Annotated in this window: 19 protein-coding genes; 11 read left to right on the forward strand and 8 right to left on the reverse strand. The window is 71.3% G+C overall.

Annotated elements, in window-relative coordinates:
• The 3 genes from manB to ahcY form a co-directional block, all read left to right on the forward strand.
• Window positions 1–1,177 (forward strand): phosphomannomutase/phosphoglucomutase (gene manB / locus QZ483_RS03545; protein WP_297081609.1); only part of this gene is annotated, 1,177 nt, incomplete at its 5' end.
• Window position 1,178: 1 nt separating this feature from the next.
• The gene (locus QZ483_RS03550) at window positions 1,179–2,156 is read left to right on the forward strand and encodes a cation diffusion facilitator family transporter (protein WP_297081610.1); all 978 of its coding nucleotides are present in this window, start codon (window positions 1,179–1,181) and stop codon (window positions 2,154–2,156) included.
• Window positions 2,153–3,604 carry an adenosylhomocysteinase gene (ahcY, locus tag QZ483_RS03555; RefSeq protein WP_297081611.1) on the forward strand — a complete coding sequence of 484 codons (1,452 nt, stop codon included), beginning with the start codon at window positions 2,153–2,155 and terminating at the stop codon, window positions 3,602–3,604. Before QZ483_RS03550 ends, ahcY begins: the two co-directional genes overlap by 4 nt.
• A gap of 137 nt (window positions 3,605–3,741) precedes the next feature.
• Here the strand turns inward: ahcY and QZ483_RS03560 are convergent, their stop codons facing one another.
• Entirely contained in the window at window positions 3,742–4,569 is an 828-nt protein-coding gene (locus QZ483_RS03560; protein WP_297081612.1) for an RDD family protein, read from the reverse strand.
• 58 nt (window positions 4,570–4,627) lie between these two features.
• Between QZ483_RS03560 and QZ483_RS03565 the strand changes: the two genes are divergently transcribed.
• Window positions 4,628–5,623 (forward strand): stage II sporulation protein M, encoded by a 996-nt coding sequence (locus QZ483_RS03565; RefSeq protein ID WP_297081613.1) that lies wholly within the window; start codon window positions 4,628–4,630, stop codon window positions 5,621–5,623.
• 15 nt (window positions 5,624–5,638) lie between these two features.
• Here QZ483_RS03565 and QZ483_RS03570 read toward each other — a convergent pair whose 3' ends face one another.
• Genes QZ483_RS03570 through QZ483_RS03590 form a run of 5 tightly spaced genes read right to left on the reverse strand, consistent with a single transcriptional unit; the run spans window position 5,639 to window position 10,960 of the window.
• Window positions 5,639–6,931: a DUF58 domain-containing protein gene (locus QZ483_RS03570; RefSeq protein WP_297081614.1), complete on the reverse strand. Its 1,293-nt coding sequence runs from the start codon at window positions 6,929–6,931 to the stop codon at window positions 5,639–5,641.
• A gap of 4 nt (window positions 6,932–6,935) precedes the next feature.
• Complete coding sequence (locus QZ483_RS03575) at window positions 6,936–8,009, reverse strand: MoxR family ATPase (RefSeq protein WP_297081615.1); 1,074 nt, start codon at window positions 8,007–8,009, stop codon at window positions 6,936–6,938.
• Window positions 8,006–9,214 (reverse strand): DUF4350 domain-containing protein, encoded by a 1,209-nt coding sequence (locus QZ483_RS03580; RefSeq protein WP_297081616.1) that lies wholly within the window; start codon window positions 9,212–9,214, stop codon window positions 8,006–8,008. Before QZ483_RS03580 ends, QZ483_RS03575 begins: the two co-directional genes overlap by 4 nt.
• Window positions 9,211–9,837 (reverse strand): DUF4129 domain-containing protein, encoded by a 627-nt coding sequence (locus QZ483_RS03585; RefSeq protein ID WP_297081617.1) that lies wholly within the window; start codon window positions 9,835–9,837, stop codon window positions 9,211–9,213. Before QZ483_RS03585 ends, QZ483_RS03580 begins: the two co-directional genes overlap by 4 nt.
• A gap of 4 nt (window positions 9,838–9,841) precedes the next feature.
• Window positions 9,842–10,960, reverse strand: coding sequence for a hypothetical protein (locus tag QZ483_RS03590; RefSeq protein ID WP_297081618.1), 1,119 nt, complete (start codon window positions 10,958–10,960; stop codon window positions 9,842–9,844).
• Window positions 10,961–11,057: 97 nt separating this feature from the next.
• On the opposite strand from QZ483_RS03590, the gene mtrA reads away from it, so the two are divergent.
• The 7 genes from mtrA (at window position 11,058) to secA (ending at window position 20,578) form a co-directional block, all read left to right on the forward strand.
• Window positions 11,058–11,741 carry an MtrAB system response regulator MtrA gene (gene mtrA, locus QZ483_RS03595; RefSeq protein ID WP_297081619.1) on the forward strand — a complete coding sequence of 228 codons (684 nt, stop codon included), beginning with the start codon at window positions 11,058–11,060 and terminating at the stop codon, window positions 11,739–11,741.
• A complete protein-coding gene (gene mtrB, locus QZ483_RS03600) occupies window positions 11,738–13,396 on the forward strand; it encodes an MtrAB system histidine kinase MtrB (protein WP_297081620.1) in 1,659 nt (552 codons plus the stop codon). The genes mtrA and mtrB overlap by 4 nt, the downstream gene beginning before the upstream one ends.
• Window positions 13,393–15,114 carry an LpqB family beta-propeller domain-containing protein gene (locus QZ483_RS03605; protein ID WP_297081621.1) on the forward strand — a complete coding sequence of 574 codons (1,722 nt, stop codon included), beginning with the start codon at window positions 13,393–13,395 and terminating at the stop codon, window positions 15,112–15,114. Before mtrB ends, QZ483_RS03605 begins: the two co-directional genes overlap by 4 nt.
• Before the next feature lie 90 nt (window positions 15,115–15,204).
• Entirely contained in the window at window positions 15,205–15,951 is a 747-nt protein-coding gene (locus QZ483_RS03610) for a ComF family protein (protein WP_297081622.1), read from the forward strand.
• A 123-nt stretch (window positions 15,952–16,074) separates the two neighbouring features.
• Window positions 16,075–16,740 carry a ribosome hibernation-promoting factor, HPF/YfiA family gene (gene raiA, locus QZ483_RS03615; RefSeq protein WP_297081623.1) on the forward strand — a complete coding sequence of 222 codons (666 nt, stop codon included), beginning with the start codon at window positions 16,075–16,077 and terminating at the stop codon, window positions 16,738–16,740.
• Window positions 16,741–16,802: 62 nt separating this feature from the next.
• On the forward strand, window positions 16,803–17,687 hold the full coding sequence (locus QZ483_RS03620; RefSeq protein WP_297081624.1) for a DMT family transporter: 885 nt from the start codon (window positions 16,803–16,805) through the stop codon (window positions 17,685–17,687).
• Between the two features lie 44 nt (window positions 17,688–17,731).
• Complete coding sequence (secA, locus tag QZ483_RS03625; protein WP_297081625.1) at window positions 17,732–20,578, forward strand: preprotein translocase subunit SecA; 2,847 nt, start codon at window positions 17,732–17,734, stop codon at window positions 20,576–20,578.
• Between the two features lie 4 nt (window positions 20,579–20,582).
• On the opposite strand, the gene QZ483_RS03630 is transcribed toward secA, so the two are convergent.
• Window positions 20,583–20,963 carry an Rv3235 family protein gene (locus QZ483_RS03630; RefSeq protein ID WP_297081626.1) on the reverse strand — a complete coding sequence of 127 codons (381 nt, stop codon included), beginning with the start codon at window positions 20,961–20,963 and terminating at the stop codon, window positions 20,583–20,585.
• Window positions 20,960–21,709, reverse strand: coding sequence for a LysM peptidoglycan-binding domain-containing protein (locus QZ483_RS03635; protein WP_297081627.1), 750 nt, complete (start codon window positions 21,707–21,709; stop codon window positions 20,960–20,962). The genes QZ483_RS03630 and QZ483_RS03635 overlap by 4 nt, the downstream gene beginning before the upstream one ends.
• Between the last annotated feature and the right edge of the window lie 37 nt (window positions 21,710–21,746).

The following is a 21,746-nucleotide window of genomic DNA, read 5'->3' on the forward strand; positions in this document are numbered from 1 at the left end:
CATGTGCTCGACGGACGGGCTGTACCACGCATCCGGGGCGCTCGAGCGGCCGGGCGTGATGGTCACGGCCTCGCACAACCCCGCCGAGTACAACGGCATGAAGATGTGCCGCAGGCTGGCGCGTGCGGTGGGCGAGAACTCGGGCCTCGCGGACGTGCGCGAGACGGCCGCGGACTACCTGGCCGACGGCATTCCCGTCGCCGATGCGCGCGGAGGCCTCACCGAGCGCGACATGCTGGCCGAGTACGGCGCGTTCCTGCGGTCGCTCGTGGACCTGTCGCGGATCCGGCCCCTCAAGGTGGTCGTGGACGCGGCCAACGCGATGTCCGGGTACACCGTCCCCGCTGTGCTGGGCACCGAGGCCGGGCTCCCGGAGTTGCCGCTCGAGATCGTCCCCCTGTACTTCGAGCTTGACGGCTCCTTCCCCAACCACGAGGCGAACCCCCTCGACACCGCGAACCTGGTCGACCTGCAGGCTGCCGTGCGCGAGCACGGAGCGGACATCGGCCTGGCGTTCGACGGCGACGCGGACCGGTGCTTCGCGGTCGACGAGCGCGGCGAGGTGGTGCCGGCCTCGGCCATCACGGCGCTCGTGGGCCTGCGCGAGACTGCGCGGGAGCTCGCCGAAGGCAACGAGCCCACGGTGATCCACAACCTCATCTCGTCGCGAGCGGTCCCCGAGCAGCTCTCTGCCGCAGGCGCGACGCCGGTGCGCTCGCGGGTGGGCCACAGCTACATCAAGGCGGAGATGGCGCGACTGAACGCGGTGTTCGGCGGCGAGCACTCTGCACACTTCTACTTCCGTGACTTCTTCTTCGCGGACTCGGGGATGCTGGCGGCCATGCACGTGCTCGCGGCGCTCGGCACCCAGGACGGGACGCTGTCCGAGCTCCTCGCGTCCCACACCCCGTACGCGGCATCCGGCGAGATCAACTCGACCGTCGCGGACGTCCCGGCGGCGCTCGAGAGGGGGCGCGCCACGTTTGGCGCCGAGGACGTCCTGGTCGACGACTTCGATGGACTCACCTTCGATCACTGGGGTGCGGAACCCCGCTGGTGGTTCAATGTCAGGCCGTCGAACACCGAGCCGCTGCTGCGGCTCAACGTCGAGGCGGCGTCGGGCGCCGAGCTGGAGCGCGTGCGGGACGCCGTGCTCGCGGTGATTCGCGAGGGCTGACGTGTCCACCGAGGGCGGCACCAAGGCGATCATCGCCGCGCTGAGCGCCAACCTGGGCATCGGCGTCACCAAGTTCCTCGCATGGGGGCTGACCGGCGCCTCGTCGATGCTCGCGGAGGCGATCCACTCGGTCGCCGACTCGGGCAATCAGGTGCTGCTGCTGGTGGGCGGCAAGCGCGCGCGCCGCGAGGCCGATGACACCCACCCGTTCGGGTACTCGCGCAACCGCTACTACTACGCGTTCCTGGTGGCGGTCGTGCTGTTCACCCTCGGCGGCCTCTTCGCCCTCTACGAGGCGTGGCACAAGTGGCAGCACCCCGAGCCCATCGAATCGTGGCAGTGGGTGCCGATCGCTGTGCTTCTCGCGGCGATGGCGATGGAAGGCGCGTCGCTGCGCACCGCGGTCCGCGAGTCCAACAAGGTCCGTGGCTCGGTGGGGTGGTTCTCCTTCATTCGGCGCTCGCGCTCGCCTGAACTGCCGGTCGTGCTCCTGGAGGACTTCGGCGCGCTGGTGGGGCTCGTGTTCGCGCTGTTCGGCGTCTCGATGACGCTCGTGACCGGCAATGGACTGTGGGACGCGGCGGGCACCGCGATGATCGGCCTGCTGCTGGTGGTGATCGCCGTGGTGCTCGCCCGCGAGACCCAGTCCATGCTCATGGGCGAGTCGGTCACCCCCGAAGACCTGGCACTCATCCGCGGCGCCTTCGCCGCATCGGCCCTCACCGATGTCATCCACCTGCGCACGATGCACCTGGGTCCCGACGACGTCCTGATCGCGGCTAAGGTGGGCGTCGCGCCCGGAGCCGGGATCGAGGATCTGGCGCGGCACATCGACGAGGCCGAGCGGCTGATCCGCGCCGATGTCCCTGCCGCCCGGCTGATCTTCATCGAACCCGACCTTCGTCGCATCGCCGACGCCACCGCATCGGCCCCTCAGGCCCCTGCGGCGGCCGACACCACCGAGGAGCCCCCGCAGTGACCCATCCCGCCGCCGATCACCTGGTCGCCGATCTCGCCCTCGCCGAGTCCGGCCGTCACCAGATCCGTCTCGCCGAGCAGGAGATGCCCGGCCTCATGAGGCTGCGCGAGCGCTACGGCGACGAGCAGCCGCTGCGGGGCGCGCGCATCGCCGGTTCGCTCCACATGACCACCCAGACCGCCGTGCTCATCGAGACGCTCACTGCGCTCGGTGCCGAGGTTCGCTGGGCGTCGTGCAACATCTTCTCGACCCAGGACGATGCCGCCGCGGCCGTCGTGGTGGGGCCGGGCACCTACCCCGCGCCCGCTGGGGTTCCGGGGTTCGCCGTCAAGGGCGAGACCATCCGCGAGTACTGGGAGTACACGGACCAGATCCTCACGTGGGCCGGCCACGACGGCCCCACGATCATCCTCGACGACGGCGGCGATGCCACGCTGCTGGTGCACGAGGGCGTGCGCTTCGAGGCGGCGGGCGAGGTGCCCACGCCGCTCGAGGAGGAGGACCCGGCCTACAACGCCGAGGTCGAGGGCATGCGCGCCGTCATCCGCCGCTCGCTCGCCGCGGACCCGACGCGGTTCACGCGCATGGCGGCCGGCATCGTCGGGGTCTCGGAGGAGACCACGACGGGCGTCCACCGCCTGGACCAGATGCACGCGCGCGGCGAGCTGCTGTTCCCCGCGATCAACGTCAACGACTCGGTCACGAAGTCGAAGTTCGACAATCGGTACGGCATCCGCCACTCCCTGCCGGACGGGATCAACCGCGCCACGGACGTGCTCATGGGCGGCAAGGTCGCGTTCGTCGCTGGCTACGGCGACGTGGGCAAGGGTGCCGCGGAGGCGCTCCGCGGGCAGGGCGCGCGTGTGGTCGTGTCCGAGGTCGACCCCATCTGCGCGCTCCAGGCCGCGATGGACGGCTACGAAGTGGCCCGCATCGAGGACGTCGTCGACCGCGCCGACTTCTTCATCACGACGACGGGCAACAAGGACATCATCCGCGTCGAGCACATGGCCGCGATGAAGGACAAGGCCGTGGTGGGCAACGTGGGCCACTTCGACAACGAGATCGACATGGCGGGCCTGGCGCGCTCGGGTGCCAAGCACCAGCCCATCAAGCCGCAGGTGGACGAGTGGACCTTCGCGGACGGGCATTCGGTGATCATCCTGAGCGAGGGGCGGCTGCTGAACCTCGGCAACGCGACGGGCCACCCGTCCTTCGTGATGTCGACGTCCTTCGCGAACCAGGTGCTCGCGCAGATCGAGCTGTGGGGCAACCTGTCCGCGTACCCGCTCGGGGTGCACCGGCTGCCCAAGGTCCTTGACGAGGAGGTCGCCCGGTACCACCTCGACGCGCTGGGGGTGCGGCTCACCGAGCTCTCCAGTGAGCAGGCTGACTACCTGGGAATCCCGCAGCAGGGACCGTTCAAGCCGGAGCACTACCGCTACTGAGCCGCCCGCGCGGCGGTGCATTCTCGCTCGCCTCTCGCCCTAGCCGAGCGACATGGGCCCGATTCGCTCGCCTCAGGCGCTAGGCGAGCGGAAATCTACCGCGGGGAGCGGTGCGGAGGGCCGATGCGGTGGCCGGGTCAGTCGGCAGCGTCGGCGATGCCGTAGGGCAGGAGATCGAGCCGCGTCGCCTCGGAGGCCGCTCGCGCACCCCTGCGCTCCTCGATCTGCCACTCGCGCCGTCCGCGCTCCACGAGGACCGCGGCGATCAGCAGCTCGGGATGCACAGGCTCCGGCGGCGGCGGGGACACGTAGTGTGAGATGCGCGCGCCGAGATCGGTGCCCAGGCGCGCTCGGGAGTCGGGGCGCAGGCTCGCCGCGCGGGCGAGGAACATCCGGCAGGTGAGCGCCAGGCCGTCAGGGAGGCGCGCGATGTCCGTGGTCGGCGCCCATGCCGCGAGCTGCGGCGGCATGACGAGCGGCGGGAGGCTGCGGCGGGACCCGCGCACGCGCATCGCGTAGGTGCCGGCGAGAATGTCGCCCAGGCGCTTGGCGCGCGCGCTCAGCACGGACACCGTCATCGCCATCAGCCCGAACGTGAGGAAGAACTCCACCAGCCCCACGAGAGCGCGGGTGAAGGCGTGGCGGAACGACACGGGGCCGCCGTCGTCCCGCACGATGCGCAGCCCGCATGCGAGCCGTCCCACCGACCGCCCGCGGCTCAGGGTCTCCACGACCGCCGGCACCACGATGAGCATGGCGGCGACGGACCCGATGGCGACGGCGCGCTGGATCGCGCCGTTGGCGAGAAGGGTCGCGGAGGTGAGCCAGACCAGAAGCACCAGCGCTGGGACGCCGTAGACCACGAGGTCGATGAGGCCCGAGAGCATGCGGTTCGTGACCGCCGCCGCGCCGGTGCTGAGCGCGACGCCCTCGCCCGTGAGGATCTCGTCCTCGACCGCATCCATGGCTCTCCCGTCCGGCAGGGTCCTCCGGCCTGCGTCGCTCCTATGGCATCGTAGCCGCGTGGACATCGATGCTTTCTCCTCGGCGCGCGCCGCCCGCTGGGCCCGTCTCGAGAGCCTGTCGAAGCAGCGCCGGCTCACGGGCAAGGAGGCCGACGAGCTCACCAGGCTCTACCAGTCCGCCTCCGGAGACCTCTCCGCCCTGCGCTCGGCCGCTCCCGAGCCGGGCCTCATCACGCGACTGTCGATCACCCTCGCGAACGCGCGCGTGTGGCTCACGGGCGCGCACGAGGTGTCGACCCGAGGCGTCCGGGACTACCTGACGCTCGGGCTCGCCGCGGCCTTCTATCGCGTGCGGTGGTGGGGCGTGGCGGTGTTTCTCGCGGTGGCCGTCCTGGGTGGCGTCAGCGCCTGGTGGACCGTGACCCACCCCGAGTCGCTCGCCCTGATCGGCTCGCCGGAGGAGCGCGCTGCGATCGCTCAGTACGAGTTCGAGAACTACTACTACGAGTACGACTCTGCGTCGTTCGCGGCATCGGTGTGGACCAACAACGGATTCATCGCCCTGCAGTGCATCGCTTTGGGCATCACGGGGATCTTCCCCCTGATCCTCATGTACAACACCGTGATCCAGCTGGGCGTCGCCGCGGCCGTGATGACTGAGGCGGGGCTGCTCGATATCTTCTTCCAGTTGATCATCCCCCACGGCCTGCTCGAGCTCAGCGCCGTGTTCGTCGCGGCCGGTGCCGGGCTCCGGCTCTTCTGGGTGATGCTCGTGCCGGGCGCTCGCTCGCGCGGCGAGGCGCTCGCCGAGGAGGGGCGCATCACGGTGTCCGTGGGCCTGGGCCTCGTGGGGGTGCTGCTCCTGTCGGGACTCATCGAAGGCTTCGTCACGGGATCGGACCTCCTGTGGCCCGTCAAGATCGGGATCGGCGCGCTCGCGTTCCTCGCGTTCTGGATGTACGTGTTCGTCGTGGGTCGCTACGCCGTCGCCGCGCGCGTCACCGGCGACTCCGACGGCGACTTCGCGACGGATCGCGCCGCCGTCTCAGGCTGACGCGACACGCGCGGTTCAGAGCCGGCCGGAGGCCTTGAGCGCCAGGTAGCGATCCGCGACCGCGGGCGCGATCTCGTCCGGCGTCGCATGCACCACGTCCGCGCCGAGTTCGCGCACGCGGGTGGCCACGGCATCCTGCTCGAGTGCCGTGCGCGCGGCCGCCGCGGCAGCGTAGTGGTCGTGGACGTCCTCGCGCCCCGCCTCGAGGACGGCCAGTTCCGGATCGTCCACCGACGCGACGACCACCGCGTGCTTGGAGGCGATCGCCGCGACGGCGTCGAGGATGCCGCCGTCGACGGCAGATGAGTCGAGGGTGGTGAGCAGCACGACTAGCGCGCGCTGCGACATGCGGTTCTGCACGAGCCGCGCCACCGCCGGCCAGTCGGGCTCGACGAGAGCCGGCTCCACCGAGGCCAGCGCGTCCGCGAGCGCGGGCATGACCGCCGGGCCGCCCGTGCCCAGCGCGCGGGCGCGCTCCACGCGGTCGAACGCGCTCACCTGGACTCGATCGCCAGCCTTCGTGGCGAGCGCCGTGAGCAGGAGCGTCGCCTCGATCGACGCGTCGAGTCGTGGCGCGTCGCCCACGCGCGCGGCTGACAGACGCGAGGTGTCGAGCACGATCATCACGCGGCGGTCGCGTTCGGGTCGGTAGGTCTTCACCAGCACATCCGCGCGCCGTGCGGACGCCCGCCAGTCGATCGCGCGCACGTCGTCGCCGATCACGTACGAGCGCAGCGAGTCGAACTCCGATCCGGCGCCCTTCAGCTGCACCGCGGTCTGTCCGTCGATCTCGCGCAGACGTGCGAGGCGCGAGGGAAGGTGGCGCCGCGAGGCGAACTCGGGCAACACCCGGAGCACCCCGGGGGCTTCGACCGAACGCTGCCGTCCCGCAAGCCGCAGCGGGCCCTCGAGTCGCAGTGTGACGAGATCCGCCGCTCGGTCCCCACGCCGCGTGGGCGTCATGGGTGTCCGCAGCCGCGCGGTCTCGCCGGGGGCGATGCTCATGCGGTGCCGCTCCCCGCGAGTGCCTGCCGACGGCTGCCAGGCGTCCCTGACCGCCCCGCGTGCGCGGCGCCGTCCTAGGTTCGCGACCTCGAGGACAGTGGTGGTCGACTCGCTCAGCCGGACGGCCTTCGGCACCACGCGACGGACGCCCATCCCGGTGGGACGGGGCGCCATGAGGGCATCGAGGCACGCGAGCAGGACCGTGCCGAGCACCCACAGCCATGCGAACGTGCGCTCGTGCAGGAACGCCGCCGGCACGGCTCCCGCTGCGGCGAGCGCCGCCGTCCACCCCGTGATGTACATCAGCTCAGCGCGGTACGGGCACGGACGCGAGCACGGACTGCAGGACGGCGGCGACGGTGACGCCCTCGAGCTCCGCCTCGGCTCGCATCTGGATGCGGTGCCCGAGGGTCCACTCGGCGAGGGCCTTGACGTCGTCGGGGGTCACGAAGGTGCCGCCGCGCATCCACGCCCAGGCGCGGGCTGTCGCGAGCAGTGCGGTCGCGCCGCGTGGCGAGACGCCGAGCGCCACCGATGGCGCCTCGCGCGTGGCCCGGCACAGGTCGACGATGTACTGCGCGACTGCGGGCGAGACCTCGACCTGGGCGACCGCGGATCGTCCGGCCTCGAGGTCCGCGCTCGTGGCGACCGTGGTGACGCCTGCGGCCGCGAGGTCACGGGCATTGAACCCGGCGGCGTGGCGGAGCACGACGTCCACCTCAGCGTCGCGCGCCGGCAGCGGCACGGGGAGCTTCATGAGGAAGCGATCGACCTGAGCCTCGGGCAGCGGGTAGGTGCCCTCGTACTCGACGGGGTTCTGGGTGGCGATCACGAGGAACGGCTCCGGCAGGGCGCGCGGATCGCCGTCGACGGTGACCTGACGCTCCTCCATCGCCTCGAGCAGCGACGACTGGGTCTTGGGGGGAGTGCGGTTGATCTCGTCCGCGAGCAGCAGGTTGGTGAAGACCGGGCCCTCACGGAACGAGAACGCGCCGGTGCGCGCGTCGTAGACCAGCGATCCGGTGACGTCTCCCGGCATCAGATCCGGAGTGAACTGCACGCGCTTGTGATCGAGGCCGATCGTCGCCGACAACGTCCGCACGAGCAGCGTCTTCGCGACGCCCGGCACACCCTCGAGCAGCACGTGGCCGCGGCACAGCAGAGCGATCACGAGGCCCGTGACCACCTGATCCTGGCCGACCACGGCCTTCGCGACCTCGGCGCGAACGCGCGCGAGCGCCTCGCGTGACGTGGTCGCGGGATCCGCGGCGTCCGCAACGGCTGCAGTGTCGGACGTCGCGCTCTCCGGGACTTCCGCGGCCTCTGGGGCCTCCGGAGCCTGCTCGGGGGTCGCGGGCGTGGTGTCAGGGGTGTCGGTCACGGTCGGTGAACCTCTCTCTCCAGGGTGTCCAGCTGGTCGACGATCGTCATCATCTGCGCGTCCGAGGTGGGCGCAGGGCCGTACAGGATCGCGTCCACGTCGCGCGGATCGCGCTCGGCGGCGCGGGCGATCGCGTCCACGAGGCTCGCGCGGTCGGCCGAGCGAGGCACGCCCAGCCGATGCCCGATGCGCATCGCGGTACGCGCGCGCAGGGCGGCGGTCGCGCGGCCAGAGGCGCCGGCGCGGCGGTACAGCCGCGCGCGCCCTCGCGTCGCCTCCGAGGCGCGCACCTCCACGGGCAGCGGCTCCTTGACCAGGCGCCCGAAGCGCCGGCCGCGCCACACGGCTGCCACGCCCACGGCGAGAGCCAGCACGAACGCGACGGGCCCTGCGCTCGGGGGAAGGAAGTCCGGCCGCGCCTCGACCTCGGTGGGGGGAGGACTGCCGTTGGAGGTCGCACCGTCCCACGTGAGCGAGGTCGGATCGAAGGGGTCGACCACGTACCAGACGACGGTCTCGTGCCGGCCGAGCATGCGGAGCCCGAGCGCGGCGTGGCCGTGCGCGTCGAGGTGCTCGTTCGTGATCGTCGGCCACGACGCCAGCACCGTGATGCGTCGGGATCCGTCCTCGACGACCGCGTACGCGTGCTCGCCGTCGCCGTTCTGGAAGCACAGCGTCGCTGTCGAGCCCTGCGCCGCGGAGAGCGACTGGTCCAGCACCGCCACGGACCCCGCCGCCAGCGCATCGACGTCATCGCACTGCGCTGCCGCCACGCCGGTGTCGAGAGAGGCCCCGACACGCAGCCCGGTGCCGAGAGCGTCGAGCGTCGCCTGTGTCGGTCGCAGCAGCGCGATGTCGCCCGGGTAGTCAGCGAGGGTGTCCAGTTGGTATTGCGCGAGCGCCGCACCGTCGGCGATGACGAGCGTGGTCCGCGCCGGATCCTCGATCCGCGCTCCCGCCATCGAGTCGGTCTGGCGGACGTCGACGCCCTGGGCGCGCAGGATCTGTGCGACAGCGCGCGTGCCGTCTGGGGTCGAGTTTCCGGTCGAGAGCGCCGTGTAGTCCTCCGGCCGGGCCGTCCACACGAGCGCGGCGACCATGAGCAGGAACAGCAGCGCCGCGACGATCGCGAGTGGCCGTCGGCGCGCGGCGCGCACCGCGCCCTCGCGCGCCGGGGGCCGGTGCAGCGGTGCGGTGGCGGTCATGCGACGGCACCCGCCCGGCACCGGCGCTCGACGCGCGCGCAGGTCTGCTGCGCGTGCTCGGCGTGCTCGCGAGTGAGACCGCCAGCGCCGTAGCGCGCGCGATCGAAGGCCCGGGCGTCAGCCGCGATGGCATCGGTCACGGCGGGCTCCGCGAGGCCGATGCGCGCGGCGGCCTCGTGCGCAGTGACGCCGGGGGAGTCGACGATGTCGCCGCGCTCCTGCTCCAGCCGCACGCTGGCCCGGAACCACTCCATGGTCGCGAGGTCCCAGTTCTCGGCGGACGCCGCCGCGAGCGCGGCGTCGCGGATCTCAACCCACGACCGGGCGTCGTCCTCGAAGACCGCGCGCGGGGCGGAGCGCCTGCGTGCACGGCGCAGCGGACCGAGCACGAGCCAGGTGATCAGGGCGAGCGCGCCCGCGACGATCAGGCCGACGACGACGGCGCCCGGGATCCCCAGGGAGGAGCCGAGACCGCCGATGCGGTCGAACAGGCCGGCGAGCCATTCCCAGAACGCGTCGAGCGACAGACCGGAGTTCTCGCGATACTCAGGCCGGGCCAACTCCTCGATCGCCCACCGCTGGGCCGTCTCCTCGTCCGGGACGACGGGCACATCCGCGCGCATGGTGTCAGGATCCGGCCGCGGCGCGCTCGCCCGACCGGGCCTCGGCCGCGCGGGCGAGATCCAGGTCGAATCCCTCGTGGCGCATGCGCAGGTCGACGTAGATGAACGCGAACACCGATCCCATGTACGAGTAGGTCAGGACCATCGAGATGACGAACGCGATCCCGTAGACCACGAAGAACATGATGCCCAGGATCACCAGGTTCTCGGGCGCGATGACGGTGGAGATCAGCGCCGCGAACTGGCCGACGTACTGCAGGACTGAGGCGACCACATTGATGAGCAGTGCCGTGACGAACACGATCAGCACCGACCACCAGAAGCGCCCCCGGATCAGCCGGAAGGTCCGTGCGATGGCGCGCGGCGCGGAGATGCCCTCGAGCACGATCATGGCCCGCGCGATTCCCTGGCCGATCGTGATCACCAGGCCCGCGGGAACCAACACGAGCAGCGTCGCAGCCAGCATCAGCAGGATCGCGCCCGAGCTTCCGTCCCAGGCGATGACCGGCGCCACGATGATCAGCATCAGCACCACGTAGGAGAGCGTCGTGAGCACGTAGAGCAGCATCAGCGAGCCGAGGCGACGTCGCATCTGGGTCCACGCGGTCCCCAGCGAGATGCGCTCGCCCAGCACGGCGCGAGCGACGCCGGGTGCGACGATCGAGCTGGACAGGACGTCCGCGAGCAGCAGGGCGACCACCGCCACGATGAGCATGACCACGGTCTGCACGTTGATGCCCTCGAAGGACGGCGTCGCATCGAGCAGTCCCAGCCGCGAGTCCGTGAACAGCAGCCACATGGCGGTCAGCGACAGCAGCGTCGCAATGAGGGTGAACAGCAGCGGACCGCCCAGCACGACCGCACGGTTGAAGCGCATCGCCTTGAAGGGCGTCGACAGGAAGTCGCCGAAGGTCAGCGGCCGCAGGGGGATGATGCCCGGCTGCCACGAGCGGAACGTGGGCGCGGGCGCGGGTGCGCCCGGGATCTGCGGGGCCGGCTGCTGGGGCGCAGGAGGAGGGCTCGCGGGCGATCCGTAGTGGAGCCCCGGGGCGCCCGGCTGCTGCCCGGGCGCGCTCCACCCTTGCGGCGTGGCTCCGTCCGGACCCTGCGTGGTGTCGCTCACTGCGCCTCCTCGTCGACGCGGCCTATCCTGCCATGCGGCTCCGACGTGCCGTGCGAGGACGCTCCTCCTGCCAGGCGCGGCGTGGCAAGATGACCGTATGACGGCACGCATCCTGGTGGTCGACGACGATCCTGCGGTCGCGGAGATGACGGGCATCGTCCTCCGTGGGGACGGGTTCGAACCGGTCTTCTGCGACCACGGGGACGAGGCGCTCACCGCCTTCCGCGAGCAGGCGCCGGACGTGATCCTGCTCGACCTCATGCTGCCCGGCAAGAGCGGCATCGACATCTGCCGTGAGATCCGCGCCGAGTCGGGCGTCCCGATCATCATGCTCACGGCGAAGTCGGACACCGTGGACGTGGTGCTCGGTCTCGAGTCGGGCGCGGACGACTACATCCCCAAGCCCTTCAAGCCACGAGAGCTCATCGCGCGCGTGCGTGCTCGACTGCGCCGGAACGACAACGCGGTCCCCGCCGTCGTGCGCATCGGCGACCTCGAGATCGACGTGACGGGCCACCGCGTCATGCGCGGCGGCGAGCTGATCCCGCTGACGCCTCTCGAGTTCGACGTGCTGGTGACGCTCGCGCGCGCCCCGGGCCAGGTGTTCACCCGCGAGGTGCTGCTCGAGGACGTGTGGGGCTACCGCCACGCCGCTGACACCCGCCTGGTCAACGTCCACATCCAGCGTCTGCGCGCGAAGATCGAGAAGGACCCCGAGAGCCCGGAGATCATCCAGACGGTGCGCGGCGTGGGCTACAAGGCTGGCGCGCACGAATCGTGAGGCTCACGGCGCGATCCGTCGGCGCCGCGTTCGTCGCGCCTCTGCGCTCGGCGGTGCGCCGGTGGTCGCGGTCGATGTCGCTGCGCGTCGTCGTGTCCACGCTGGTGGTGGGCATCGGCACTGTCGCGGCGCTCGGCGCTTTCGTGACGACGGACATCCGCGACGGCCTGGTCGACGAGCGCGTCGAGACGGTGCTCGCGGAGAGCGCCCGCGATGCGACCACCGCCCAGGAGCGGGCGGACACCACCACCGCGGCCAACCCCGCCGACCTCCAGCAATTCGTCTACGACCTGCAGACGGAGCTGCGCGCGCTGGGCGGCGAGAACCGGGGCCTGGTGATGCTGCGCAGCCCCGACAACACCTCCGCGGTGCCGCTGACGGTGGGCGAGTCGACCACGGGCCTGCGGTCGACCATCACGCCGGACATGCGCACCGCGGTCGAGGAGGCCATCCCGCAGCCGTGGCAGTTCGTCTCGCTGCCCGATTCCGGCGACCCCGGCGTGGTGGTGGGCTCGCTGCTCGACATCCCCGTCGCGGGGCCGTACGAGCTCTACTTCGTGTACTCGCTGGCCAACGAGGCCGCGGCGCTGTCGCTGATCCAGCGCGTGCTCGGCATCGGCGCTGTGGTGCTGGTCGGGCTCGTGGTGGTGATGACGTGGTTCGTGACCCTCCAGGCGGTGCGGCCGGTGCGCCACGCCGCGCGCGTCGCGTCTCGACTCGCCGAGGGCAGGCTCAGCGAGCGGATGACGGTCCGCGGTCATGACGAGATGGCCACGCTCGCGCAGACCTTCAACGAGATGGCCGAGTCGCTCCAGCGCCAGATCACTCGCATGGAGGACCTCTCGCGCCTGCAGCGCCGCTTCGTGTCCGACGTGTCGCACGAGCTGCGCACGCCGCTCACCACCATCCGCATGGCCTCGGACGTCCTGCACGACGAGCGCGGGTCCTTCCCGCCGCACGTGGCCCGCTCGGCGGAGCTGCTGAGCACGCAGCTCGACCGCTTCGAGGCTCTCCTGAGCGACCTGCTCGAGATCTCGCGCATCGATGCCGGCGCGGCGCAGCTCGAGTTCGAGGAGGTGGACCTCGCGGATGTCGTGCGCGACGAGGTCGACGCCGTCGCGCCGATCGCTCACGACATGGGCATCGAGATCCGGCTGTTCGTCTCGGAGGGACCGCACACCGCATCGATCGACCGCCCACGCGTGGGGCGCATCGTCCGCAACCTGCTGTCCAACGCGATCGAGCACTGCCAGGGATCGCCGGTCGATGTCGCGGTCCGCGCGAACCGCCGGGGAGTGGCGGTCGTGGTGCGCGACTACGGCCTGGGGCTCACGCCGCACCAGGTGGAGCGGGTCTTCGACCGCTTCTGGAGGGCCGATGCGGCACGCACGAGGACGATGGGCGGCACCGGGCTCGGGCTGTCGATCGCCCGCGAGGACGCGCAGCTGCACGATGGCGCTCTCGAGGTGTGGGGCTCGCCCGGGCAAGGAGCCAGCTTCCGGCTGCTGCTGCCGCGCACGTCCGAGGGTCTCGGCGCCAACGCGCCTCTCGACCTGGTGCTGCGCGAGCGCGAGTTCCCTCTCGTGGGGCCTCGCGCGCAGGTCGACATCGGTCTCGCGCCTCCCGGCGACGACAGCGTGGAGGTCAAGGCATGAGGGCGCCCGCGTGGATCTCGGTGGCCGTGGCGGCGGTGCTCGTGCTGGGGGCGTGCGCATCGATCCCTGACAGCGGGCCCGTGGAGGAGGGCAACGCTGACGTCTCGCCGGTCGAGCCGCTGGTGCCCATCCAGGAGGGCCCGGACCCGAGCGACGGGCCCGAGGCCATCGTCACCGGCTTCCTCACGGCCGCGGCCGGTGGAATCGCCACCGACTTCAGCGTCGCCCGGGAGTTCCTCACGACCGATGCCGCTCGCAGCTGGGATCCCGGTGCGCAGACGGTGGTCTACGACTCGGGCGCCGCCGCACCAGAATGGGATGCCGAGACGCGCACGGTGTCCTACGAGCTGCCGCTCGCGACCCTGGTCGACGAGTCCGGGCGGCGCGTGGACGCCACCGACGGCCAGGTGGCGTCGATCGCCTTCACCGTGGCGCAGGTCGACGGCGAGTGGCGCATCTCGGAGCTGGACGACGGCGTCGTGATCTCCGCGGCCAACTTCAACCGCTTCTACCGGAGCGTGGCCCTCGTGTTCACCGCCACGGACCGCGAAGTCGTGGTCCCCGAGCTGCGTTGGCTGCCTGACAACAACGTCGCGACCTCCGCCGCGCGAGAACTCCTCGAGGGTCCGTCGACCTGGCTCGCGGACGCAGTGGTCACGGGATTCCCCGCCACGGCGGCTCTCGCCGTCGAGTCCGTGGTGGTCGCGGACGGGACGGCGACGGTGGACCTCACCCCGCAGTCGGCCGGAACTCCCGAGGAGCGCGCGCTCGCCAACGAGCAGCTCCGGCTGACGCTGACGGCTCTGCCGGCCGTCAGTGAGGTCGACGTGCGCATTGGCGGGCTTCCCATCTCGGCGGCGAGCGCGATCGAGCTGGAGGCGCCCCCGGTGCCCGACGAGGTCGCATCGGCCTTCGTGGCGGGCAGGCTGGGCGTCTGGGATGGCGAGGCGCTGTGGGTGACGCCGGCGTCCGCGGGCGGGGTGACGGACGGCGCCGGTCTCGCGCGCTCGTACGACGGGTCGACCAGCGCGTGGATCCAGGCAGGCGGTGCTCTCGTCGCCTCCGACGTGCTCGGCGGCGACGTGGTGCTCGTGGAGGCCGACGGCGAGCTCGAGGACACCGCCGAGGCCGTCGCGTCCGAGACGCTGTACAGCGGTCGCTCGCTGGTCGCGCCGACGTACGACCGGCATGGGTATGTGTGGACGGCCGAGCGTTCAGGATCCGGCGGGCTGGTGGCGGTCGCGCCGGACGGAACCGCCGTGCCTCTTCCCGCCGAATGGTTGCAGGCGCGCGCCATCACTGGCGTGTCCATGTCGCGCGACGGGGCCCGGCTGGCGGTGACATCGAGGGCGGGCGGGCAGCCCGTCCTGGAGGTCGTCGGGGTCGTGCGCGATCAGAGCGGAGCGCCCACCGGTCTCGGAGAGCCCGTGGTGATCGGCACCGGGGTGGGGGTGGGGCTCGACGTGGTGTGGATCGACACGACGACCGTCGGCGTGCTGGGTGAGCCTGAGGAGGGATCGCAGTCACGACTGTGGTCCGTCCAGGTGGGAGGGGGCACCACCGTGGCGCTGTCGGTGAGCAACGCGGCGGACCTGACAGTGCGCTCGGGGGAGACCTCACTTGTCGTGATCGATGCGGAGGGTCAGGCGCTGGAGCGGTCGGGCACGTCCTGGGCGCCCCTCACCGCAGGAGCGACAGAACTCGCGTACGCGGGCTGAGCCGTCCCCAGCGTCGGCGCGCGTGCGCGTGTCCACTGCAGGCGTCGCGCGGGCTGCGCACGCCGCCGGGCGCATGTCACCGTGGCGCGCATGCTCAGGGTCGTCAGCATGGCCGCCGCCGCGAGGCGGGCGGGCGCGGACCTCGCCCGCGCGATCGTCCCCGTGGCGTGTCCCGGCTGCGGCGAGGAGGACACGATCCTGTGCGGCGCGTGCGAGGCGTGGTGGTGGGCCGAACCGCTGCGCGTGGAGGGCTGTGCGCCCCGCCTCGACGTGCTGGATCGCTCGCCGCTGCCGGTGTGGTCCGTGGCACCGCTCGTCGGGCCGCCGGCAGGCGTGATCGCGGCGTGGAAGGACGCACGCCGCAGGGATCTGGACCGGGTCCTCCGCGAGGCGATGGAGAGAGCCGGGCGGGCAATCGGGGACGTGCTGGGCGCCACGGGAGCGGAGAGCATCGCCGTGGTCCCCGCGCCCGCGCGCCCCGCCAGCACGCGTCGCCGAGGCGTCGACCTCCCGCTCGGGCTCGCGGCGGGCGTGGCCGCTGGACTGAGCGCGCGCATGGGCGCGGACGCCGTTCGCGTCGTGCCGTGCCTGCGCATCGGTGTGGGCGAATCGCGCGGCAAGGGCGCTCGCGGACGCTGGCGCGACGCCAGCAGCGCCGTGCGGTGCGTCCGAGCGCCGGAGCCGCCGGTGCTCCTGGTCGACGACGTGATGACGACGGGAGCGACGCTCGCCGCGTGCGCAAGTGCGGTCGAGGCGTCCGGCGGCTCGGTCCTCGCGGGGCTCACGGCGGCGTTCGTGGACAGTGGTCGCGCGGTCGCTCCCGCGGGTCTAGTCTGAGGAGCAGACGACGTACGTCGTCACCTTCGAGGCTTCGGGAGGTGATGCCGCAGGCGCGAGGACCGCGCCCCGCCACCCCTGTCATGGCCGCCTGGCCACCCCCGCACCTGAAGGAGTTTCACCATGGACATCGCGATCGTCGGACGCCACACCAAGGTCTCTGAGGACATGCGCCAGAAGATCTTCGACAAGATGGCGAAGGTCGAGTCGCTCGCCCCCCGCGCCACTCGCGCCGAGGTGAACGTCGTGCACGAGCGGAACCCGCGGTTGGCGTCGGATCGTGAACGGGTGGAGATCACGCTGCACGATCACGGCGTGATCCGGGCGGAGGCGGCCGCGGACGACCGGATGGTCGCCCTCGAGCGTGCGAGCACGCGCATTGTGGAGCAGCTGCGCAAGCAGCACGAGCGCCGCGCGCACCGCCACAAGAACAAGCCATCGCTGCATGCGGTGGTGGCGCAGGACCTCGCTCAGGAGTCGCAGCGCGCCCCCGAGTCGGAGGCCGAGCGCGTCGCGCACGTCGAGACCTGGGAGGGTGCGCCTGAAGGCGCGACGGTCGAGGTTCCGGTGGACGGCACTCCGATCTCGATCAGGTCCAAGACGCACAAGGCCGCGCCCATCACCGTCGCGGAGGCGATCGACCAGATGGAGTTGGTGGGCCACGACTTCTTCCTCTTCCTCGACGCCGAATCGGGGCTGCCATCGGCGGTCTACCGCCGTCGCGGGTGGACGTACGGCGTGATCCGGCTCGAGGAGGACGGCGAGAGCGAGGGACGCGAGTCCGCCTGAGACGCCCCGGCGGCGTGCCACGGCGCGCGTTCCGGGCTGCGAGGTCGCGGTAGCCTCGCGGCATGCGCACCCGCGACTTCGTCCTCGTCGTCGTGGCTGCCGTGCTGTGGGGCACCGGCGGGGCTCTCGGGAGCCTGCTCGCGGACAACGGAGCAGTGCCGCCCGCGTCCGTCGCGATGTGGCGCATGCTCATCGCCGGCGTCGTGCTCACGCTGTGGCTCCTGGTCCGGAGCGGCATCGGACGTCTCGACCGCGCGATGCTCATCCGCATCCTCCTCACGGGAGCGCTGATCGCGCTGTTCGAGGTCCTCTACTTCACGGGGATCGAGCTCGCGGGCGTGGGTCTCGCGACGCTCGTGGCGATCGGCTCCGCACCCGTGTGGGTCGCGATCTGGGATGCGGTTCGCCTGCGGGAGGCCCCCGGCGCCACGGGCGTGGTCGCCCTGCTGATCGCCCTGGCCGGGCTGATCGCACTGACGGGCTCCTCGCTGAACGCTGGAGGCTCCGCGCTGGCCGGCGTGGGAGTCTCGCTGCTGACGGGCGCCGCGTTCGCCGCCGTCACCGTGTCCAACCGGACCCCCGTTCCGGGCCTGGGCGCGGTGCGCCTCACCGCGCTGTCCTTCTCCGCGGGTGGCCTGATGCTGGTGCCGGTAGCGGCGCTGTCCGGCTGGGGCGTTCCCGAGGGGATCGACGGCTGGGGCTGGGCGCTCGCACTGGGCATCCTCGCCACCGCGCTGGCGTACGTCGCGTACCTGTCCGGCCTCGAGACCGTGCCGCCCTTCGTCGCGACCATCGTCGCGCTGCTCGAGCCGCTGGTCGCCGCGGTGCTCGGGGCGCTGGTCTTCGCGGAGCGCCTCGGATGGTGGGGCGTCGTCGGTGGCGTGGCACTCGCATCGGCCGTCGTGGTGTTGCGCCCACAGCGAGACGAACCCGTCGCGGTTCCGTGACGGCCTACGATGGCAGGTGGATTCGAATCGCTAGGAGTCATTAGGTGTCAGTTCTCGATCGCGTCATTCGCATGGGCGAAGGGCGCAACCTCCGTCGCCTGAGCAGGGTCGTCACCCTCACCAACGCCATGGAGAGCGTGTATCAGGAGTTCTCGGACGACGAGCTCCGGGCGCTCACCGCGGAGTTCAAGGAGCGCTACGAGGGCGGCGAGTCGCTCGACGCGCTGATGCCGGAGGCCTTCGCCGCGGTCCGCGAGGCCTCGACGCGCACGCTGGGCCTGCGCCACTTCGACGTGCAGATCATGGGCGGCGCCGCGCTCCACAACGGCGACATCGCCGAGATGAAGACCGGCGAGGGCAAGACCCTCGTCGCGACGCTGCCCGCGTACCTCAACGCGCTGACGGGACGCGGCGTCCACATCGTGACCGTCAACGACTACCTGGCGAACTACCAGTCCGAGCTCATGGGGCGCGTGTTCCGCTTCCTGGGGCTCGAGACCGGCTGCATCCTCGCCGGCCAGACGCCGGATGAGCGCAAGGCGCAGTACGCGGCGGACATCACGTACGGGACCAACAACGAGTTCGGCTTCGACCACCTGCGCGACAACATGGCGCTCCAGCCGTCGCAGCTGGTGCAGCGCGGCTACCATTTCGCGATCGTCGACGAGGTCGACTCGATCCTCATCGACGAGGCACGCACGCCGCTCATCATCTCCGGCCCCGCGCAGGCGGACCACGGCAAGTGGTACGCGGAGTTCGCGCGCATCGCGAAGCAGCTGACGGTCGACGAGGACTACGAGGTCGAGGAGAAGAAGAAGGCCGTCGGCATGCTCGAGCCCGGCATCGACAAGGTCGAGAAGGCGCTCGGCATCGAGAACCTCTACGACCCGCAGAACACCCCCCTCATCGGCTTCCTCAACAACGCCGTCAAGGCCAAGGAGCTGTTCCGTCGCGACCGCGACTACGTGGTCCAGAACGGCGAGGTCGACATCGTCGACGAGCACACGGGGCGCCTGCTGAAGGGTCGGCGCTACTCCGAGGGCCTGCACCAGGCCATCGAGGCCAAGGAAGGCGTGGCGATCCGCGCGGAGAACCAGACCTACGCGTCGATCACGCTGCAGAACTACTTCCGCCAGTACGAGAAGCTCTCCGGCATGACCGGCACCGCCCAGACCGAGGCCGCCGAGCTCAACGCGACCTACGGCATGGGCGTGGTGCCGATCCCGACCAACAAGCCGATGATCCGCGAGGACAAGTCCGATCTCCTTTACAAGTCCGAGCAGGCCAAGTTCACTGCGGTGATCGAGGACATCATCGAGCGCAACAAGGCCGGGCAACCGGTCCTGGTGGGCACGGTGTCCGTCGAGAAGTCGGAGCGGCTGTCCAAGGAGCTGCGCAAGCACGGCATCAAGCACTCGGTGCTGAACGCCAAGCAGCACGAGCAGGAGGCGGCCGTGGTCGCCGAGGCCGGGCGCAAGGGCGCTGTGACGGTCGCCACCAACATGGCCGGCCGAGGCACCGACATCATGCTGGGCGGCAACCCTGAGTTCCGCGCGGTGCAGGAGATGGCCGATCGTGGTCTCGACCCGACCGAGCAGCCCGACGAGTACGAGAAGGTCTGGGACGGCGTCCTCGAGGCGGCCCAGCAGGCGGTCGCCGCCGAGCACGACGAGGTCCTCGCCGCGGGCGGTCTCTACGTGCTGGGCACGGAGCGCCACGAGTCGCGTCGCATCGACAACCAGCTGCGCGGGCGTTCCGGACGTCAGGGCGATCCGGGCGAGTCCCGCTTCTACCTGTGCCTCGAGGACGACCTCATGCGCATGTTCCAGTCCGGACTCGCCTCGACGATGATGAATTCGAGCGCGCTCCCGGACGACATGCCCATCGAGTCCAAGGTCCTCACGCGCGGCGTCCGCAGCGCGCAGGCGCAGCTCGAGGGCCGCAACGCGGAGATCCGCAAGAACATCCTCAAGTACGACGACGTCATGAGCTCGCAGCGCTCCGTGATCTACTCGGAGCGCCGCCGTGTCCTCGACGGCGAGGACTTCCGCGACCAGGTCATGTCCTTCGTCGAGGACGTCGTGGGGGCCACCGTGACCGCCGCCACTGCGGTGGGCAATCCCGAGGACTGGGATCTCGAGGCGCTGTGGAAGGACCTCCACACGATCTACCCGGTGTCGCTGACGGCCGACGAGGTCGCCTCAGAGGCCGGGGGCGTCGAGGGGCTCTCGGCGAAGTTCCTGACTCGCGAGCTGGTGGCCGACGCCAAGGTCCAGTACGAGGCGGTCGAGGAGCGGCTCGGCGAGCAGCTGACGAGGACCGTCGAGCGCCAGGTGGTCATGCAGGTTCTCGACGCGAAGTGGCGCGAGCACCTCTACGAGATGGACTATCTCAAGGAGGGCATCGGTCTGAGGGCCATGGGCCAGCGCGACCCTCTCACGGAGTATCAGCGCGAGGGCTACCAGCTCTTCGAGGCCATGACCGATGCGATCAAGGAGCAGTCGCTCCAGGTGCTCTACCGAGTCGAGAAGCGCGTCAAGCAGCCTGAGGGCGAGGGCCAGCAGGCGGGCGCGGGCGTGACTGCTCAGTCCGCGGCGGCCACCGCCACGGCGGCGGGTGCGCAGGCGCAGGCGGCGGCTCAGGCCCAGCAGCGCCGCGTCATGAGCACCGGGTCCGCGACGCCGGGAACCATGATGCAGTCGAGCATGGGCGCGCTGACGTACTCCGGTCCGTCGGACGACGGCACTGCGGCCGTGAAGAAGTCCGGTCCGGCGGCGGGTGCCAAGCCCTCTGACGACGGCGCGACCTTCCCGGGGACCTCCAAGAACGCGCAGTGCCCGTGCGGCTCCGGCAAGAAGTACAAGATGTGCCACGGGAAGAACGAGGGCTGACGCCTCACCCCACCTGCAGGCCCACCACGAGCCAGCGCCGGCGGGATTCCTCGAGGCGCATCGCCACCGCCCGGCAGCGGCCCGCGTGCTCGATCACGATCGAGACCTCGGCGGCGTCGCGGGCCACCCGGCACACCCGCGCGCGACGCACACCCACGGGGCCATTGGGGCGAATGCCCGCGCGCCGGGCGAGCGAGTGCTGGCGCGCGAGCGCGGCGAACAGGTCCGGCTCGATCCAGCGCACGTAGGCGTCGAGCGTGGCGCCGCCGAGCACCGCATCGACCGCGGCCTTCGCCACGGTGCACGCGAGCGGCGTGGGATCGCCCAAGGCGCGCCGCCGCGGCGCCGTGTGCCGAGTGAGGGGGAGTGCGGCCTCGCTGCTCATGCCGACCACCCCGCAGGGATGCGGAGTTCCTGCCCGGGCAGCAGCAGGTCGGGGTCGGGCCCCACGATGTCGCGATTGAGCGAGTAGAGCTCGGGCCATGCCTTGGCGACGTCGCGGTCGTCGCCGCCGCGAATCCGGGCGGTGATCGCCCACAGCGATTCCCCTCGTGTCACCGTGTGCGTCGCCACCGACCCGTCGTCCGTGTGGTCGTCCGACTTGGTCGCGCTCGGCGCCTGGCTCTCGAGAAGCGGCGTGTCCGTGCTGGGCGACGCGAAGACCTGTGCGGCATCGGCGTTGACCGCGACCCACCCCGCATGCGAGGTCACGAGGCCGGACTCGGGGTGATCCGGATCGCGCCACTCGACGGCGGATGCCGCGGCGGCCGGGAGAGCCGCGCCCATCGCCAGGCCGCCGCCCACCGCGATCGTGACGAGGCGGCGCCACGCGCGCGGCGTCACTGCGGACGCCCGGCGCCTCAGCGCCGAGCCTGCGGGGAGTGCCGCGATCGCGAGGGTGGAGAACGTGAGTACGCCACCGCACGCCGCGCCCGCCGCGGCCGCCAGCGGCACGAGCAGGTCGGCCAGTGTCGCGGTCGCGATGTCGACGGCGCGCACTCCCTCCAGCGCGACTCGACCGAGACCGGCGCTCAGCAGCGGAACGGCAGCCACGGCCAGCGCCGCCGCCAGACGGATCAGGCCACGAGTGACGCCGTGCCGTCCTGGCCGGCCGTCGGATCCGCTCGACATGATGCCCCCTAGTGATACTGTTTGATGCTGTTTGATA

This window comes from uncultured Demequina sp., assembly GCF_913055775.1.
Lineage (GTDB): Bacteria > Actinomycetota > Actinomycetes > Actinomycetales > Demequinaceae > Demequina.